Below are 19,565 nucleotides of genomic sequence, written 5' to 3' on the forward strand. Positions count from 1 at the left end.
AGTCGTGGTCATCATGCGGATTGTTGCCCAGGATACTTGACGCGGGCGTGGTAGATTGCCGTCAGCGATTTTACCAAGCTCTGGCGTACGCGATGGAGTTGCGAGAACGTCAATCCACATTCATCAAACTGCCCATCGGCGACTTTCTTTTGCGCGATCGCCTCGACGAGGTTGGAGATGCGGGCCGGGGTTGGATCAACCAGCGTGCGGGAAGCACTTTCGACCGTGTCGGCGAGCATCAACACGGCGGCTTCGAGCGTTTGAGGCTTCGGCCCTGGGTAGCGGAAATCCTTATCGCTGACCGACTCGCGATTCGGGTCCTCTTCACTCCGCCTGGCCGCCTCGCGATAGAAGTACTCGACCAGCGTCGTTCCGTGGTGTTGCAGAATGAAGTCAATGATCGGTTCGGGGAGGTGGTGGTTGCGAGCGAGGTCGGCTCCATCCTTCACATGGGCGATGATGACGAGTGTGCTCATCGCCGGTTGCAACGAGTCGTGTTGGTTGATGCCTGCGCTCTGGTTCTCGATAAAGTATTCCGGTTTGAACATCTTGCCAATGTCGTGGAAATAGGCTCCCACGCGGACGAGCAAGCCGTTGGCACCGATCGCATCGGCAGCCGACTCGGCGATCGAAGCCACATTGATCGAGTGGTTGTAGGTCCCCGGGGCTCGTTGGGCTAATCGCCTCAGCAGCGGGTGGCTGGCGTCGCTGAGCTCGAGCAGTGACAGATCGGTTTGTACGCCGAAGGCTTTTTCTACCAATGGGAGCAGCCCTGTCATGGCCAGCGCCGAGACGACAATGCACAGTCCTGCCCAGCCCGCTTCACTGACCAGTCCGGTCAGGACCAAGCGGAGCGGGCCGCCGAGGAACAACGCTTCTTGACCCTCGCCAGGGCTGCCCGATGCCAGTGTCTGTCCAGCGACAATGCCCACGCCGATCGTCGTCAACATCGTGATCACCGCAGACAAAATGGCTACGGTGATCAAGTGAGTGCGGCTGTGAATGCGGCCGGTCAGTAACGTACACGAGGTGCAAGCGGCCATCATCACCACAAAGTTCGATAGATCCGCGCCGAGCAGCAGCGTCAAACTAAGGCTCGCTGCGGTCATCAACAGCAACGCAAAGTCACGCCCATAAACAACCGCAGCCGTGATCGATGCGAGCACCAGCGGCACGAGCTCGGCACGCCAATCGTCACGCGATGCGTAGTAACTCAGCACAATCGTGACGACCGCCAGGGCCAGCAATTTAGTGAGCTTTCTCGAATCCGTCAGGATCGTGCGGTCGTCGACAAACCAAATGTACGATCCACACAGGAGGTACAGAGCAACGATCATCCCGATGTACGCGAGCACCCGGGCGATCTGGTCATAGAGCGGCATGTTCTCGACGAGCGTTGACCACTCACTTCGCAAATGGGCCAGCTCGCGAGTCGAGAGTGGTTTGTTGGCGTCGGCCAATTTGGATTGACCCGAGTAAAACGTCATCTGAACGGTTTCGACAGCGTCCGCTGCCTTCTCGCGGGCCTCCTGGCTGAGCTCGTCGTCGTAGGCGAGCGTCTCGTAGTCGGGCAGCTCGTTGCGGAACCAGTTGCCGATCATTGTCGCCGCGATCTGGCCTTCATCGGCCTTACCTTCTTCGCTCGGGAATCGCCGACGGAACTCGTCTTTGAGTTTCGTGTTGAGTTCTCTGGCGGATTCTGCAATCCGGACTTTGCTCAGCTCCACCGGCACGGCGTTATCCGGTTTGCCGCCTTCTTCAAAGACGCGGATCATTCGCTGCGAGCCTTGCTCGGGCGAATGCTGAGGCGCTTGCAAAACGCCGTTCGCGTACAGGTCCTTGGTGGAAATATCGAGCGCTGCGTCGAGCTCCTTCAGTTCCGGGTCTTTGCTAAAGACTCTCTTGAGCAACGCGAATCGTTCGGCGGGCGTCTGCGTATTCGAATCGTCTTGCCCTGCCGGGGCTTGATCGGGCGAAGTGGTCCCCGGTGGTGGCGGGTCGGCTCCTTCACGCAATTCATTCAATGCCGCTTGCTCTTTGTCGCCGAGTTGCTCGTACGAGGAGGCACCCAGGATCGAGAACAATTGGTTGCGGAGCCCCTCGCGGAGTTGGTCGATGCCGTCGGGATTGTTGCGGTAGAGCGTCAATACCTCGCGTCGCTTCCGTTCACGCTGGTCGTCCGTCGCCACGCGGTCGGGGACTTGAAAGGTAATGCGGGTGAGCATATCCCGGGCGGGAATCGCACCGAGCCGGTAGGCAAAAGCAGGCTGCCAGGTACGGCACAGCAGTATCAACGCGGCCGCCGCGACGATTGCGAGGCCATAGCGGATCGCAAGATTGCTCTTATTGCTCTTGGTCCACCACGTCGCCCACTTCGGCTTGGGGATGCCGAGTGATTCAATGCGTTCTTTGCCCGCGCGCTGGGTCTTGGCAGTGCTCATGATAGTCTTTCCACTCCGCTCATGGCTGGTGGTCAGCGGCATCCTCGAAGTTCAACACCTCGCCGAGCTCCTCACGTCGCTGAGACGCTTCGTACGCCTCAACGATCGCCTGGACTAAGCGGTGACGAACGATATCGTTGGCACCCAAGCGGATCACGCCGATGCCTTCAATCTTATCGAGCCGGTACAAGGCGTCTCGCAGTCCACTCCGCACACCTCGCGGCAGGTCCAGCTGAGTCGTGTCGCCACTGACGACCATCTTGCTGCGCTCGCCCATGCGGGTGAGGAACATCTTCATCTGAGCGACGGTCGTGTTCTGCGCTTCGTCGAGAATGATGAAGGCGTCGTTGAGGGTCCGGCCACGCATGTAGGCCAGCGGAATGATTTCGATGAGATCCTGTTCCATCAACCCACGAGCTTGGTCGTAGTCGACCATCTCGCCCAATGCGTCCATCAAGGGACGGAGGTAGGGATTGAGTTTGGCTCGTAGATCCCCAGGGAGAAATCCCAGGCTCTCCCCAGCTTCCACGGCCGGCCGAACCAAGACAATCTTACGTACATGGCCAGCCTTGTATGCTTCGACAGCGGTCGCGACGGCGAGATAGGTTTTTCCGCAGCCCGCCGGGCCAGTGGCAAATGTGAGGTCATGCGAACGGATCGCATCAACGTATTTGGCTTGCCCCGGTGTCCGCGGGATGATCTTGCGGCCGGCGTGTTGGATATTGATCGCGTCGCTGCTCGGCCGGGCGGGTTGCCCCTTTTCTAGCGTCGCGCCTTCTTCGGTGGCCGCCGTTTCGATGTCACCGAGCGACAGTCCGTTCTTTTTGCGAGCGATCACGCGGAGACGCTCAAGAGAACGAACTGCAGCGGTCACTTTCGTTTCCTCACCAGCAACGCGTACGCGCCCATCGCGATGCGTGATGTCGACGCCAAAAAGACGCCGCAATTTGCGGACGTGTTGATCGCGGGGGCCGAACAGCATCAACACTTCATCGGGGCCCGCCGTCGAAAGGGTAGCTTCGTGCATGACGGGCTTCACAGAACAATGAGAGGAAGATGGAAAGGAGTGATCGCAATGGCCTCGCAGAGCATATCAATGGGCAGCGAGGATTCTAACTGCCACGGAACCGCTTCGTCGAATCGTCTCGCGGGGAATACCGCATTTTAACCCATCGCGGGCGGCACCGTCATGCCACTGCCGCGAAACACAGGAAACCCGGTAAAGACGCAAAAATCAGACTGTCCGTCACATCCCACACGCCGCCCATCCCTGGCAGCAGATGTCCTGAATCCTTCGCACCGCAGGCTCGTTTGACCAGCGATTGTGCCAAATCACCAACCATGCCGGATATTCCCAGCAACGGGCCGAGCAGCAGGGCAAAGGACAATGGTGGCACGTCGACAGAACAGATCGCGGGAAACAGGAACGCCAGACAAGCAGCGGCGACCACGGTCGCCATGATCAAACCACCGACGGCGCCTTCGATCGTCTTGCCAGGGCTGAGCCGCGGAATCAACTTGTGTCGCCCGATCGCTTTCCCGGTGAAATAGGCACCCGCATCAGTGCACTTCGTCGTCGCGATCATCGTCAATAGAGCCGCCAGGCCCCAGTTGTGGAGGCTGCTCGCTGCGGCGGAATCCGGAGGGCCACTGTCACCGAGTGTTCGCAATGCGAGCAGCAAACTCATCGGCAGGCCCACGTAGGCGGCAATGAACAGGCTACCCGTCAGACGCCGGAGGACACCAGCAGGGTCCGAGGCGATGCTGTAATCCTTGATCTCGTCGAAAAAGAAGAGCATCGTCGCGAACACACCCGCCACCGTGGTCCAACCCATCAGCCCAATGGGGCAATCGGCAGGGTAGGGCGACACGGTCTCCGGCATAGCTGCCGAGAGTGTGTTCCAGATCAAGACGACTGCGGGAGCCGCACTGATGATGGCCGTGCCCAACAGGGTGACCCCGCGGTGCATCGGGAAGCCCGCGCGCAGCAACAGGCCGCACATATCCCACGCGGTGCCGAGGGCGAAAAACAGCAGCAATGGCAAAAGGTACAAGCCTGCTGCACCAGCGACTGAAAATCGGGCATCGACGTACAATAGCGCGGCGATGATGCCAATCAAGAGCGCGCTGGTGCGGAGACGGTCGCTTAGCATTAGCCGACGAGGTCGGTCAGTGCCTGCAACGCTTTGCCGTAGTCCGGTTCTTCAGTGACTTCGGGAACGACTTGCTTGTAGACAACTTTGCCGTCGGCATCGAGCACGATGACAACGCGGCTGAGCAGTTTCAGCTCTTCGATCTCAACGCCATAGGCTTCGCCGAACTCGTGCGTTTGATAATCGCTCGCCGTGCGCATCGAAACGTCTTCGGCGCCACAAAAACGTGCTTGCGCGAACGGCAGATCGCGGCTCACCGTGACAGCGTTGATTTTGTCGCCGAGTTCGCCGAGTTTCTCGTTGAACGTCTTCGTTTGCGTCGCACAAGTCGGCGTGTCCAGGCTGGGCACGATGGACAGAATCGAGGGTTTGCCCTTGAGGTCTGCCAGCGAGAGCGCCTTCAACCCTTCATGGGCATAGTGCAGTTGGAAATCCGGTGCGGCTTGGCCGACCAACAGGTCACTGCCTGCCAGCGTCATCGGGTTGCCTTTGAATGTGATCACTCCGCTCTGACTCATCAGAATACACTCTCGTTGGGTGGTAACAAAATCATGGATGAGCGAATCGCTCGCTCAGACAGCTAGAGTATGGCTGTCCGAAGCGAAATCGGGAAGCGGGCGGGAGATTCTCCGCAAACGCTCCACTCGAGTCGCCAGGCTGGGGTGCAACCAACTGAATTTTCGCGAGGAGGGATGGTCCGCAGTGACCCGAATCAAGGCGTCGGCCAGCAATTCCGCAGCCATTTCCACTGTCATCTCAGCCGCTTCGCGTGGCTCGGCCCTGGATTCAGACTCCGCTGCGGCGTCTCGAGACCCACTCGCATCGTCTGCCTCAACACTTCCTCCTGCACTACTGCCTGCTGCACCGCTGCCTACAGAATTGCCGCCGCAGGCCTGCACCGCCAACCGGCAGGCGACCAGGTCGGCATCGAGTTCGGAGAGATGGCTGACGATGCCCAGCACTACGATCGTCGTGATCAGCCCCAGCACGCCGCCGACGCCCGTACTCCATGCGTCACCGAGCAGCCCGGACTCGACCAGCAAAGCACTCGACTCACTCGAGACCCACCACGCCGGGAGAATCGCGGCCATCCGAATCGGCAAGTGAAAACGCCGTACGTGGGCGATCTCGTGCATGATGACCATTAACCGCCCTCCCCGCGGCAATTCATCGAGCAATCGGTCCGACAACAGCAGCAATCGGCCGGGACGAATGAACCCTGCCACCATGGCATTAAGCATTCTCTGGCCGGTGTCCCAGCGGGCGACCTGCATTCCCAATATCGGGTGCGTCGAAACCCCGCAACGCCGCAACCAGGTCTCGATCTCAACGAGTTCCGCCCCGCCAATGGGCCGCGTCTTGGCAATCCAACGCACCAACCACGGCAGCGCCGCGATGAGGGCCGAGCCTCCCATCGCAATCAACACCCACATCAGTCCATCGGAATGATTGGCTGACCATGTGGAGGTCTCCAGATATCGCACTTTGATCAACTCAGCAACATCCCCGAAGGTGAGGAAGACCAAGGTCGGGACGATCATCCACGCGGGGCCGCCCCGCATCGCTCGCACCATCGAGCCGCGATAACCGCCGAGGGTGCGGGGCTGAGTTCCCACGATCGCCGCGAAACAATGCTCCGCGGACCAGGTCGAAACCAGCAGCAGCAGGCCCGGGGCGAGCAACCCCACGGCTTGCAATGTCGTGCTGTACTCCAGCACGGGTTGCACTCGCAGCCACGCTGCCAGCGAAAAGCCAAAATGGCAGAGCAGAGTGAGCGGAATCGCAAGCCAACGGAACGTTTCCATCAGCACACGCATGCCGTCGGTTTCCTCAGCGAAGGAGTCCGGCCTGCGAAGGACCCGGCTGCCTTTCCAAATCGCGCTGAGGTGGGCTAAAACGACCCATCCCCCCACCAACAGCAGACTGGCGAGCACCACTCGCGAAGATGACTGCGCTGCCGATGGCGCAGCGCCGCTCAAGAGCGAAACGAAAACCAACAGAAAGGTGTAAAGCGTCACAGACTCTCTTGCTGTTTCGATTTTGTCGGTGAAGGAGCCTTACAAACGGCCGTCGCGTTCGAGCGTTTCCTTGTAGCTGTCACGTTCTCGCCGCGTTGCCTCGAGATCGAAAATCAGATACTTCATGTCCAATCGTAGTTGTGACAAGGCTTCCTGGACAAGGTTCAAGATCCGCCGGCGGCGGGTGCTGCACTCGACCACGCGAGCCAAGGCCGGTGAGACAGCATCCCGGTAATGCGGGGGCAACGCTTCAATCGCAGCGGCCATTTCTCGTAATTCCAGTGGTGTTTCTTCACTGAGTTGAGCGGAGCTGGCGGCAGTCTTGGTCATGGTGAGTTCTTTTCTTTGGAAAGGGAACGCCGAATCAGCGGCGGTCGTCGTATTGGGTTCGGATGAGAGCTTTCCTTTGCATTCCTAACGCCACATCAATGTGACACGCTTCCGATTTTCCTATTCTGGGTTGGGTGGTCGGGCTGCCGTGAGCGAGACAACCGCGGCCGTGCGGTGGCCTCTCCAACCCTCGGCCTCTCCGGGCGCCGGATTACTCTGGACAAATGCCAGCGAAATCTGGTACTCAGAGCGTCCTAGGTCTTATTTTAATTGAAAATTGATCGTCGGCGCGAAAATACGATACTTCGAGGTTGGATCCCCGTTCGCCTTGGAGGGGAACGGGATCGTGGACTCTTTTGGGTGTGATCGATCGCGCGGTTGAACCTGCTGTGAATGGATTGTTCCGCCCATTCGGGTTGCGGTCAACTTTCAATGACTCTGTCTAAGCATTTGGCGGACTTTGCCGAGATGGCTGTGCCGGGTAGGAAAACTGTTCAGTCGAGTCAACGACGCTGCTCGGCAGCGTCGCTGCGGACGCTCGTCGCTGCGGTCTCGGTTTTTATTTTTTCAACCAGTGCACCGGGACAGTTAATCGACCCGCTCGATGCCTACCCGCCACGCTGGTCGCTCGATGAAAACGATTGCGACGCGAGGGTCAGTGAGCACGGGCACGCCAGCGACGCGGGTGCCGACGGGGGGCGGTGCGAAACGATCACAATCTTGACCGGCCTTGGCACCAAAGCCGTGTTGGTTTACCCAATCGAACCCGTTCGCCCAATCGATGCACTCGCCGCCTCGATCTCCGTCAAGGGGCTCGCCAAAGGCGTTCGCATCGGATTTCGGGTGCGCTTTCCGTATCTGCTCGATCCGCAAACGAAACGTCCCGAGGCGCTGTTGATCTATGGCTCGTCATACGAACGTATCGGTGAGTTCCAACGACTCGGCGTCAGCGATATCGACGGCGACCTCAAACTCAAACGCGTCACCCTGCGGCAAAAGTATGGCATTCGAGCGGATGTCTCCTCTCCCTACGTCGATGCTGTTGTCATCAACGCCTACGGCGGCGCGGGCAACCACACCCTGCGGCTCGATGCGCTGCAGATCGACGCGATGGTGCCGCTCGTCGATGAGTTGGCCTTGGCCTCGCGGGTGGCCGCGGAGAACCAGCCCGACGCCGGTTCCTCGATCCTCGAGTCCGGTGGACATGGTGCGCGCCGGCAAACGCTCACCCCCACGTCCAAAGACTCTGTCGGCTCGATGCCCGCGTTTCCCAGCGGACGTGTGACACGAATTCTCCAGCACAATAGCGAACCGCTCGCTTGGGTCCGCTCACTCGGCTTCGATGCGGTGTGGTTGTCCGAGCCCCCGGACTCTTCGATTCTCACGGAAGCGATCGCGGCGAGAATGCAGATCTACGCTCCCGCCCCCTCGTCGCCCGACCCGAGCCTGGCGCCACTACTCGAACCGGTCGCCGGTTGGATCGTGGGTGGTTCTCGAGCGCTGGATTCGGAGCACGTCGATGAGCATGCCGAAACGGCCGCATGGCTGCGCGATCTGCCCGCCCGCTGGCAGCGTCCGCTCGTCGGCAGTCCGGTGGAATCGTTTCGCCAGTACGCGGCCATGCTCGATAGCGTCGTACTCGATGCCCCGCCGCGAATTCGCAATCTTTCCAGTGTAGCAACCAAATCGCTTCGTCAGGAACAGCTCACGCGTTGTTCGAACCGGTCGATGGCGGTGGGGGTGTTTGGCATGGCCAATCACGCCGCCTCTCTTCAGGATGATGCCATCGCGGCCCGGATCGGGACGCCCGAGCGGGATGCCTTTCAGTGGCACGGGATGTGGCGGCAGATCGCCGATGCGATCGGTGACCGACCTGATGCGATTCTGATCCGGTCGTCGGAGTCTCTCTCCTCGGGCACACCGCGGCAGCAAAGTCGTGCCATGTCGTTCTCCTTTGTCAATCGCTTCGTGGCAGCCCTGGAGCCTTGGATTAGCGGCGCCGAAGCATCACGCACCGGCGAACTGATCCACGACGCGAGAACCGGGCAACCGATCTACGTGGCGCACCGTTTGGTTTCTGGCCCCACCACGCTGCTAGTGATGACGACTGCGCTGGGACGCGGCGACGCCGCCATGGCAGGCGACGGCAAAACGATCGAGATTCATTTGCCACCGGCCGATGAGGGGAAACTCATTTGGCGACTAACGGATTTCTCTGCCGAGCGTTTAACACCCGTCACCGATACCAACGGAACGCGGCTGAGTATCGTCTCACCGGATGTCGTGGAGGTGATCGCGATCAGCGACGAGGTCGCCGAAGCAGGGCGAATCGCCAGTTCGGCGAAACGATTCGCCCGACAAGCGGCACTCGATCGGTGGCAGTTGGCTGCCGAAGCGATTCGCCAAAGCGAACGAAACTGGAGCAGCGCAGTCGCGTCGCGAGTCACTGACCGATCGGCACCCACGGACCTCTTGCAAGTTGCAGCGACGTCCCTCGAGAGCGCCGAACGCTTGGTCCGTAGCGGGCAGCCGGAATCGTCTCTGCGAATGTCCAGGCGCGCCGATGCCTGGGGGGCCAAGAGTAACTGGATGCTCTACAACGCCTTGGTCGATGGTATTCACGCAGGTGCCCCCGCGGTGACCAGTGGCGATGGTCCCTCGGAGGCTCGGGCGGGCCGGCATATCAGCAGCCCACCGTTGATTGCAGGCGATTACGAAACCCAAATCGCTTGGTCTCCCCTGCTCAAAACCCCCGTCAACGATCTCGCAACGGTCGCCCCGTCGGTGGTCAATCAAAGAGGAACACGTTCGCGCTGGAGTAGAAACTATCTGGCGGGCGGTGACTTCGAACGCAGCGGCGCGGTCTCTGGCGACGATGTCCTGACTCGTGAGGGCTGGACGCTTGGGCGCCGGCATGCTGGCTGGGCGGAGGTCGAAGCGACACAGATCGAGCGTGGCGCCTTCTCGGGCAAGGGCGCTCTGAGGATGCGAGTTACACCGCGAGGCAGTGACCCTCTGCCCGGCGGCTACGAAGGCACCTGTTCGATGATTCGCAGCCCCGCGGTGCGGATTCAAGACTCCGGCGTCGTGCGGATCGATGTGATGGTGCGAACGCTGGGGTTCACCAACCCTCACCAAGGACTACTGGTCTACGATTCGGTGGGTGGCCAAGAGATGGGCGTGCTCGTCCGCGATCAACCTCAATGGACCCCCGTGACACTGTTCCGCCAAGTCGGCTCGGACGCCGTGGTCCATGTGATGATGGAAGTCATCGGCGGGGGCGAGGCGATCATCGACAACACCCAAGTCCGCACTTGGGAGAGCGTCGCCAATCCGGCAGCCAACCTGCGGCCCATCAGCGAACCGTAGCGAGCCAGCAGCGCAACCGTAGTGGACGAGGCGACGAGTCCTCTCAGCAACCGTGATGGACGAGGCGACGAGTCCTCTCAGCAACCGTAGTGGACGAGGCGACGAGCTGGTCATTACCCACAAGAATCCCGTTAGGGATTGAAGAGAATAGCCGTAGGACAGCGCAGCGCCACCTGCGGTCCTTCGTTGAAGATGGAGCGTCGACCCCGAAGTGGGTTGCAGAATTCGTCGAGCATAACCTTCAACCCCATTCGGGGTTGGCCCTTGCGTCTCGCGTCTTTTCCGGTGGTGTTCGCTTGCGCTCAAACCACCGGCTATTTTCTAAAACGCCTTCGGCGTACGAAGACTTGTGGGTAATCAGACAGGAGGCGACGGGTCCATTTTTCCGGGACTCGTCGCCTCGTCCACTACGATGCATTTTTGGGGCCACTGATTGTTGACGGGTTGCCCAGGCAAGACGAGGCTTACCAATTCCGGGGAGCTTCGTAGACGCTGAACTCGGCCCAGATCGGATTGTGGTCACTGATTTTGATTGCAGCGGCCTGATCGATCCCAAAGAAGTGTTCCATACTGAGCACCCCGCTGCGATGCAGAAACTCCGTTGTCACCCGCGAGTCGATCAGGATGTGATCGTAACACTTGCTCTGACGCGTATTGGTCGGGACATCTCCGATCAGCGAGACCATTCCGGGCATGCTACCAAGTTCTCGCAGTCCCTCGACGTCGACGTTGAGGTCACCGAGCAGAATGAAGTCGTCTTCATTATTGGTCTGGTACTCATAGTTGCGCACACTTTGGAAAACATCATCGAGAACGTTCAATTCGTTCTCCGGCGTGTCACCGCGGACTTCGTCAGGGTCGGTATGGACGTTGATCATGGTGAACCGGAACGGTAGACGCGAATCGACAGGCGCGACCCGTGTCTGGAAACTCGCCACCATGGGTTGGCGGTGCATTCGGTCGTCCCGGTCGTCGACGAGGAAGTCCGAGTCAGGGACAATGTCGACGCGATTCTGGTCCCAGAAATAGCTGTAGCATTCCTTCTGCGAGGTGCGCCCGACGGGAGGACCGTGGATGGCGCGATACCGACCTCCCTGACGCGTGATCTCTTCGAGCAGCCGCTCGATCGGTACCATCGGGTCACCGCGTATCTCTTGGACCGCCACCACGTCGAATAGCAGGAAGAGGGTCGCGAGCTGCTGCATGACCTCCGGTTTGCTCGATTTGCTCTGGCCGAACACCTGGATATTGAAACTGGCGACCCGCAGCGAACTCTGGGATTTGCCCGTGGATCCCTGCGTCGGCGAGGCCTGAGGCGCAGCGGTCGCTGCCGTCATCGCTGGGGGCGCCGATTGTCGAGCCGTCAAACGTTCAGGAGCACGTCGGGGAGAGGTGAAGCCCGTTGGCTGGAGGGGTGGGTTGGAGGCGTCGACCGATGCAGCGATGGGGTCGTCATAGACAGGCGCGACGCTACCACGGATTTGGTCCAACACCGACAGATCGACTTGGCCCGTCAAGGCGCTGCTGATTGCCACGACCACACCGGAAATCGTTAATCCAGGTGTGAACCAGCGTAGCAGAGGCACGCCCGATTTTTTTCGAGACTTCTGCTTTTTGCCTGTCAGTATCGACCACAACCACTTAATCACGTTGGCTTCCTTGCCCGAATGTGGCCGCCGGTGCTCATCGTCCAATCGATGAAACAGGCTGTGCGGCGACAGAACGACTCATCCTGAGTCGCGTCTATCGCTCACCATGAATGGAAACAGCGGTCCACGCGTATCGCACGACTAGCCAATTCGATCAGCTAGTGGCAAGGGCAATCCAGAAATGCTCCCAAACCGAGGCCGTCGGCGAGTATTTAAGTGAGCGTCAATGCGCGACTTACTTCACCCGCTCAGCCACACACCACTGCCTTCGCATGTTCCTTGGCAAGCGCGCATAGTACGTCCGCAAATCCGCCCGATTCGGATAGATAGTCGCCCGACCGCTCTGCCGGTCGGTCTCAGCCGATGTGCGTTTCGCACGAGGCTTCGATAGAGACGAGTGGCGGCATTGGCTAAACGCGCATAGTACGCCCGCAAAACCGCCCGATTCGGTTAGATAGTCGTCCGACCGCTCTGCCGGTCGGTCTCAGCCGATGTGCGTTTCGCACGAGGCTTCGATAGAGACGAGCGGCGGCATTGGCTAAACGCGCATAGTACGCCAGCAAAACCGCCCGCTTCGGTTAGATAGTCGCCCGACCGCTCTGCCGGTCGGTCTCAGCCGATATGCGTTTCGCACGAGGCTTCGATAGAGACGAGCGGCGGCATTGGCTAAACGCGCATAGTACGCCAGCAAAACCGCTCGATTCGGTTAGATAGTCGTCCGACCGCTCTGCCGGTCGGTCTCAGCCGATGTGCGTTTCGCACGAGGCTTCGATAGATCAAACGCAAACTGCATACCTCTCGACCCGGACTTCAGTCTTCCAACTGAATCCCACCTAGATCCAAAGCTTCGTCCGCTCGTGAATTCTCCATCGGTGGAATGGAAAATTTGTAGCCACGAATCGAACCGTTTTGTCCCTGTCCCAAACGAGCGGTCAATTCATAATCGCCCGCAGGCATGTCGTCGATCCGAAACGAGCCGTTTCTGGCGACTGTGGCACGATACCGAATCAACACATTTCGTTGATTTTGATAGCGTTGGTGACTGGCGAGGTAGTTTAACCCTGGGGGCGTCCGCAACCACGCTTCCCATTTCCCTGGTTGTTGCATCAGTGCTTGACGATCGACGGGCGGGATGGGAGAGACGAGTTGCTGCTTGACGTCAATCATCGCGAGACTCCACGCGATCGTGTCGCGATTGCCGACAGGAGCCAGCAGCTGGCCCGTCACGGGGCGCCCCACGCCACCGATATCCACTGTCAAGTCTTCACCTGGCGCCGCGGTAAACGGCACCTGTTGCGACGACGTCACTTCGGTCGCTCCGTCGTCGACCATCATGATGATCTCGCGTCCGACAGATCCCCGTCCATCAAATACTTTGGCGTGTCGATATCTCCCGTGCTCATCCGTGGTAGCGGTCGCGTCCGCATAGACCCGTCCTGCGTCTCCCTGTACTGGGCGAAACGTCCCACCCGAAATGCTCAACCTCACGTTTGCTGCCGGTTTTGCACCCACGCGAAACTGCCCTTCGATCGATGCCCAGGGATTCAAACGAATCGTTCCATCCGTCTTGATCGATTCGGAAAAGACGAATGCGTGGCCCTGGTCGTGAATGATCACGAGATGAAATGGTTGATCCCGCGCCGGCAAGCTGAAGTTTCCCACAGCATCGGCGTCGAGTCGTTTCGTGTACGTGGAGGAATCCCTGATCTCACCATCCCTGATGACGATTTGAGCGTGCTCGTCAGCGACGGCGATTCGGGCATGACTCGCTGGCTCACCGTGTGCGTCAACAATCTGTCCGGTGATGCTGGTCGCTTTCTGCAACTTCAAATCGTAGGTCACCTCGCCTTCATTGGATGCAAACTCGCGAGACTGGGCCACGCGATATCCTTCCGCTTCGATACGAACGAGATGTTGGTCTCCCGACCGATTGAACTCGACGCGGTAGTTCGAGGTTTTTGCTGTGTAGGCTTCGCGTTCGTACCAGTCGAATCCGATTCTCGGGTCGTCATTGCGGCGCCCCGGCGTGACCCGGTAGCGCGTAACCGGTTCGCCGGATTCAGCATCGAGAACGCGGCCCGTGATGACCAACAGAGGAGGTGGCCGGAAGACATGCTCTTCATCGCCGGCGACGATCACTTGTTTCACCAACTGCATTCCACCGCGCCGGCAGATATCGGCTTGGAATGCATCGAGCGGTGCTTCGTTCCATTCCCAAATTCCATTCTCGTCCGTATAGCAGTGGACGTGGTCGAACTCGAAGTAGTCAACGTGACCTCGCCAACGCTGCAGGAAGATCCTGGCTTTAGCCAGCCCCTTGCCGTCGGCATCGACAACTCGCAATTTGACATGCCCGCCGGGCGGCAATACGAAGTCAACAGGATCCATCTCGGGGCGGATTCGAACCTCTTTCATCTCCAGGGCCCGGCCTTTGGCGAACACAACGACGCGGGTCAGATTCTCTTCACAGCCCGTGAGTTGATACCGGCCATATTCATCTGTCTTGGCTTCACGGATTTCGTTTAAAAACTTGGTGCGGACGGTGGCATTTTCGATTGGGTTGCCCTCGGGATCACGAACGATTCCCGCCAGCGTGTATCCTTGGGTTAGGGTGAGCTTGCCCATGGAGGGTTGATCCGAGGTTGATTCAAATTCGCCGCGAGACAAATTTCCCCGCTGCGCTTGGTAGTCGTCATGATTGACCGTCACGTACACGTCTGCTTTGGATACCGGCACATGCCCATATTGCCAGCGTCCGTCTTCGTCTGTCTTGATGGAGGTGCCCACACCCAGGGAGTTCAAATCGCCCGGTCGCTTGCGAAAACGAATAGACGGACGAACCTCGGCACCCACCACTGGTCGCCCGCCCGCATCGAGGACGACACCTCCGACCGTCCAGGCCGGTTCGATGGACGCAGTGAACGATGCAGGTAGAGAGTCTTGATCCTGGTCGAACTCGGCCCAGTAGGGTGCGAAGCCTTTCGCCTTGATTGAAAACGAAAGATTCTGAGCCAACGGCTCCGCTTCGATGCGGAGAACGCCATGGGAGTCCGCGGTCAAATTAGTCCCATAAGCATTGACTTTTTTAAACTCACCGATAACGACTTGGTCGCGTTCTAGCTTGGGGCGACATCTCACTTCGACTGCGGCATTGGGGACCGGGCGGCCTTCGAAGTCGACAACTCGCAACTCAAAGGATTGTTTGGAGGTTGTGGCGTCTGGGCTCGTTTCACCTCCCTCGGACGACTTCAGCGTGACCAACGAGATTGCCAGCAGCCCAGCGATCAGGAAACCGAATATGGGGGAGATGCGTGATGTCATGCCAGAAATCCTTCAAGGTAAGTCCAAGCCCGCCATTGAATGCAGCTTCCAATGGCATCCCGCCAGGATAGCACGCCCCGAATGGGTTGTCGCCCGACCGCTCCGCTGTTCGGTCTCAGCCGATGTGCGCTTCACACGAAGCGTCCGCTCCTGATTGGCGAGGTACGTCAATTTTACTGTTGCAGCTTTTCTTGCGGCGTTCTCGAGCCGCCAACGGGTAACGCTGTGAAGCATCTTTCAGTGATTTTCAGATGTATGCAGGCGTCCCCCCCGCACACGTCAAAAGCTCCTTCTCGCTAGAGAAAGCGGCTCATCCGACGGAAGCGTGCGCGGAGCACAGGGGAAGGTTTTTCTAGGCATGGCTCTCGTATCCAATAACCTTACAAAAATGCGTCCCTGAGGAACGAATGTTCGCCCGGGACCGGCAACACCATTGGCGTACCGCTTTTGCAGGGAAACGCTGGCGACCGAGATATCCCTTGCCAAGCCAGCACCTTTGCAGAGCTCGGCTCCGTTCCTTCCGGCAGTGCCAGTCTAACATTGATAATCACATCCCACAAATCAATCCTTGGATACGGGAGCCATGCCTTGAAAACCTCGGGCGCACCCTTCCGTCGGATGAGCCAAAAAAATTGCTTCACAGCGTTGCTCGATGGGGCGGCCCTCTACACCGTGATTCCAAAAGGCAACGAGTTGGCTGAGTCCGCTGAAATCACGTAGAATCCAGGTGCCCGAAACAAGGGACTCAAGCTCTACGAGCACGCTGGTATGGGGAGGGATGATCCCGTCGCCCGTCACTTCCTGCGTCAGCTGGGTGGCAGTGGTGCGGCCATCCCTCGGTGAGTTTGCGCTTCCCGAAGGCTCCTTTTTGCATCACTGGATGCAGGAGCCTATGTCTTCAAAAAAACGCATCCTGGATGATTGCTACTCAATTTTGAAAAGAACGCCCTTGCTAATTCGAGAATTACCGCGTCTCGTCAACCTGCGATCTGTCGCGATCTTGCTGGTTTGGCTGACGGCTTTGCCTGTCACGGTAGCCGAGGATGTGCTGGTTATTGACAACGGCGTCGTACGCGTCGGAATCGATCGTGACAAAGGCGCGGCCATCACCTGGCTATCCACAGCGTCGTACCCGAAGAACATGGTCAATCTGGCCGATCCCGGACGCTTGATCCAGCAGTCGTATTATGCCGGATCCAGCCTCGATCGCAGGTCCGACGGGCAGAGTGATGCTTGGAGTCCCTGGCCCTGGAATCCCATTCAAGGTGGCGGTGTTGGCTCGTGGGCTCACGCTTCGAAGTTTGAGCGTGACGCCGACACACTGTTCTCAGAGACCACTCCTCAACTATGGGACATGCCCAACGAGGAAGCGAAATCGGTGATGCGGCAATGGACAACTTTTGAACCGTCGCTTCCCAATACGATCGTCGTGCGATGTGAGTTTGTTTCCCTGCGTGACAAGAACGATCGCTGGGGGCCGGCAGTCATGCGGCATCAAGAGGTCCCGGCCTGCTACTTCACTCGCAACTTCGTGCACGTGAGAAGTTATCTCGGCAATGGAAAGTGGCGAGAGGAATCACACACTCCAGGACCGCCTTGGCAACAGGCGGAACCGCCGCAAAAGGCAATGGCATTGTTTGATGCCAGCGGTCAGGGCGTCGCTCTGTTCTGTCCAGCTTCAACGCAGCGATGGAACTTCGGCTCTCATGGTGAAGGTCTCAGCGACGATCCCGAGGCTGGCCCTTGCATGCACGTCGCCTCGATCGATCTTGTTAAACTCGGCCCAGAATCAACCTATTCGTATCGCTACTGGATGGTTTTGGGGGATGAACAGAGTATCGCGGAAAGCTTGGATGTGCTCGGGAAGGCCTACTCGCAGGAACGTGCTGAGTTAACGCAGCCGTGATGAAGTCAAACTGTTCCCGAGCATCGCTAGCACACCGCTGACCAACGGATACTCTCAAAAATTTCGTCGAGAGATGTTGAAGGCTATCTAGCCACGCTAGCTCAAACACGGCCAGTGGCAAACTTCAACGCATCATGGTCAGCAAAAGAGTCCACTGGGGCGAAAACTCCGTTCCCAAATTGGGCGCAGAGAGTCACTGCTTCCTAAGTCGCCGATTCGCATCCCCCGCGGCGTCAGAATGCGACACGGGATGCCGCTTGCGAGGCCTGTGCGACTTGAACGATTAGCGAAAAGGAATAACCTGCGAGTTTTGCGTGATTTCGCTCAGTTTGACTTGCCTCTCTGATTATGACCGGTAGGATTGCTCGGACGTTGCCACCATTGACGACGCACACTACACCATTTCTTTGCCTAGTTTACCCAGTCTCACGGAGAGGCCTGTGATATCGCGATTTTCGAACCTATTGCAGAGCGTGGGAATGTTCGGCGGCATTGCTATCACCAGCCTCGTTGTCCTCGGCCCTAGCATCGCGACAGCGGAGTGGACGGACGAGGCGTTTCCGGTCAAATCGCATGATTTCGGGACCGTTGCAGTCGCATCGAAAACCGAGTTTACGTTTCCGATCGTCAACACGACGGGCAGCGAGATGCATATTCGCGAGGTACGTGCCAGCTGCGGATGCACGACTCCGATCCTCGACTCGCACTACATCCCGGCTGGTGGGAAGGGAGCCTTGGTGGCGCGATTGAACACGCCGACTTTCCGTGGCAAGAAGGGAGCGACTCTCACCGTCGTGATCGACAAGCCTGTTTACAGTGAGGTCCAGCTCAAGGTTGCTGGTTACATCCGCAGTGACATGGTTTTTCATCCCGGTAGCGTTGATTTGGGTAGCGTGAATCAAGGCGAACCGAAATCCGGAAGCACTCAGATTTTTTACGCTGGTCGCCAGGATTGGCGAGTTGTCGACGTTCGCGCCAACGAGCCTTGGTTGATTTCAACCTTCGAACAGACTCAGCGTGGTGGTGGCAAAGCTACCTACGAGCTTACGGTCCAGGTCCGCGAGGACGCGCCAGCAGGCTTCTTTCAGAACGAAGTCATTGTGCACACGAACGATCGCAGTATGCCGCGAGTACCTCTGCATGTTTCAGGCAACGTGGTCACCGCCCTGACGATCTCGCCGCAATCGATCGCACTGGGCAACGTGAAACCCGGTCAAGAATTGACACAACGACTCGTGATCAAAGGCCGTGAGCCTTTCGGCGTCGAGTCAATTCAGTGCGAGGGTTGGGACGTTCAGTTCTCAGCGAATAGCGGCAACAAAAAGGTTCACCTGATCAAGGTGACTCTCAAGCCAACATCCGCTCAGGGAACGCAGCGGGCTCCACTGATCATCACGACCACGGGCGACGAAGCGATGAGCGCGAAGGCAATCGTCACTGCGGTGGTCATGCAGGACCAAGTGGCGGCGACGAAGTAAACACTGCCACGCTCATTCGTACTCCCCGGGGCCGTCCATTGGATCGCAGATCTGCTTCATCCAGCTTGCGTAAGCCCCAATGTGGTCGGCGTGGGAAATTTTGTGGGTAAAGGATTACATCACTTGAAAACTCGTTCGTCTGGTGTCGCTGCTGACGAGCGAATGCCGTTTGTTCGGACATGATTCGATTGTGATGTTGAGGATTGGTCACAGCTGATCACTATCGAAAACCGACCCCTCACCCCCGCCCCCTTTCCACCACGCTTCGCGGGGGGCGAGGGGAGACTCGATCGTTTTGCGCTGCAGGAATAAAAATGCAATACAGAAACAGGGCGCCAATACCAGCCTTTTAACAGCCCAGTGCAATCCTGGACCGCTAAATCCTCGGTATTGGGGCGAAAACCTGGTTCATCCGACGGAAGCGTGCGCAGAGCACAGCGGAAGGTTTTTTGAGTACTGTCATATCCAGAACGAAAATTTGCAGTGCGCGCGTACGCTCAGCGGCACCACCAATAGGGTAGCTTTTTCGACACTCAAAGTCCACTGTTTGTCGGCCAGCCAGCACGGCTCGGTTAGCTTTGGTGGTTCAGTCTCGCCACCCTGGTAGATATCCGAAGCTCTGAGAGCCCCACACTGTCTCATCCGGCGTTTGAACCGCTAACAGAGCATCTCACTCAAGCACGGGCTTGCTCAGCAGAGCTACGCTCCACCGATACCCTCGGCATGCGACGACGTTGTTAGTGTGCTTGGCAGCACGACAATTCAGCCTAAGACTTCAGAGCTTCGGACGGTTTCGATTCTACAGTGTTTTCCTGGTTCACTCCAAGACGAATTAGTAAGCCGATCAGCAAGTCGCCGATCGATTGAGGGCCTCGACGCTTCTTGCCAGCGAGAAGCTGC

The 19,565-nt window shown here is 58.5% G+C and carries 11 protein-coding genes; 3 read left to right on the forward strand and 8 right to left on the reverse strand.

Annotated features, from left to right (window positions below):
- Positions 1-11 precede the first annotated feature (11 nt).
- From CA85_RS04650 to CA85_RS04675, 6 genes are all read right to left on the reverse strand, one after another.
- Positions 12-2,441, reverse strand: a complete 2,430-nt coding sequence (locus CA85_RS04650; protein ID WP_146390138.1) for an HD family phosphohydrolase — start codon at positions 2,439-2,441, stop codon at positions 12-14.
- Between the two features lie 19 nt (positions 2,442-2,460).
- Positions 2,461-3,468 (reverse strand): PhoH family protein, encoded by a 1,008-nt coding sequence (locus CA85_RS04655; protein WP_146390139.1) that lies wholly within the window; start codon positions 3,466-3,468, stop codon positions 2,461-2,463.
- Positions 3,469-3,628: 160 nt separating this feature from the next.
- Positions 3,629-4,594, reverse strand: coding sequence for a phosphatidate cytidylyltransferase (locus CA85_RS04660; RefSeq protein WP_146390140.1), 966 nt, complete (start codon positions 4,592-4,594; stop codon positions 3,629-3,631).
- The gene (gene tpx, locus CA85_RS04665) at positions 4,594-5,112 is read right to left on the reverse strand and encodes a thiol peroxidase (RefSeq protein ID WP_146390141.1); all 519 of its coding nucleotides are present in this window, start codon (positions 5,110-5,112) and stop codon (positions 4,594-4,596) included. The genes CA85_RS04660 and tpx overlap by 1 nt, the downstream gene beginning before the upstream one ends.
- 54 nt (positions 5,113-5,166) lie before the next feature.
- Positions 5,167-6,612: a M48 family metalloprotease gene (locus CA85_RS04670; protein WP_186774745.1), complete on the reverse strand. Its 1,446-nt coding sequence runs from the start codon at positions 6,610-6,612 to the stop codon at positions 5,167-5,169.
- A gap of 39 nt (positions 6,613-6,651) precedes the next feature.
- Positions 6,652-6,942: a transcriptional regulator gene (locus tag CA85_RS04675; RefSeq protein WP_146390142.1), complete on the reverse strand. Its 291-nt coding sequence runs from the start codon at positions 6,940-6,942 to the stop codon at positions 6,652-6,654.
- A 432-nt stretch (positions 6,943-7,374) separates the two neighbouring features.
- Here CA85_RS04675 and CA85_RS04680 point away from each other — a divergent pair, with 432 nt between their 5' ends.
- The gene (locus CA85_RS04680) at positions 7,375-10,311 is read left to right on the forward strand and encodes a hypothetical protein (protein WP_246112504.1); all 2,937 of its coding nucleotides are present in this window, start codon (positions 7,375-7,377) and stop codon (positions 10,309-10,311) included.
- A gap of 464 nt (positions 10,312-10,775) precedes the next feature.
- Here CA85_RS04680 and CA85_RS04685 read toward each other — a convergent pair whose 3' ends face one another.
- Together CA85_RS04685 and CA85_RS04690 are read right to left on the reverse strand one after the other, a co-directional pair.
- Positions 10,776-11,960 (reverse strand): endonuclease/exonuclease/phosphatase family protein, encoded by a 1,185-nt coding sequence (locus CA85_RS04685; protein WP_146390143.1) that lies wholly within the window; start codon positions 11,958-11,960, stop codon positions 10,776-10,778.
- Positions 11,961-12,770: 810 nt separating this feature from the next.
- Entirely contained in the window at positions 12,771-15,281 is a 2,511-nt protein-coding gene (locus CA85_RS04690; RefSeq protein ID WP_146390144.1) for a carboxypeptidase-like regulatory domain-containing protein, read from the reverse strand.
- Positions 15,282-16,230: 949 nt separating this feature from the next.
- Here CA85_RS04690 and CA85_RS04695 point away from each other — a divergent pair.
- Positions 16,231-17,187, forward strand: a complete 957-nt coding sequence (locus tag CA85_RS04695) for a hypothetical protein (RefSeq protein WP_246112505.1) — start codon at positions 16,231-16,233, stop codon at positions 17,185-17,187.
- A gap of 440 nt (positions 17,188-17,627) precedes the next feature.
- On the forward strand, positions 17,628-18,665 hold the full coding sequence (locus CA85_RS04700) for a DUF1573 domain-containing protein (RefSeq protein ID WP_246112506.1): 1,038 nt from the start codon (positions 17,628-17,630) through the stop codon (positions 18,663-18,665).
- Positions 18,666-19,565: the final 900 nt, after the last annotated feature.

It is taken from the genome of Allorhodopirellula solitaria, from assembly GCF_007859855.1.
Classification (GTDB): domain Bacteria; phylum Planctomycetota; class Planctomycetia; order Pirellulales; family Pirellulaceae; genus Rhodopirellula; species Rhodopirellula solitaria.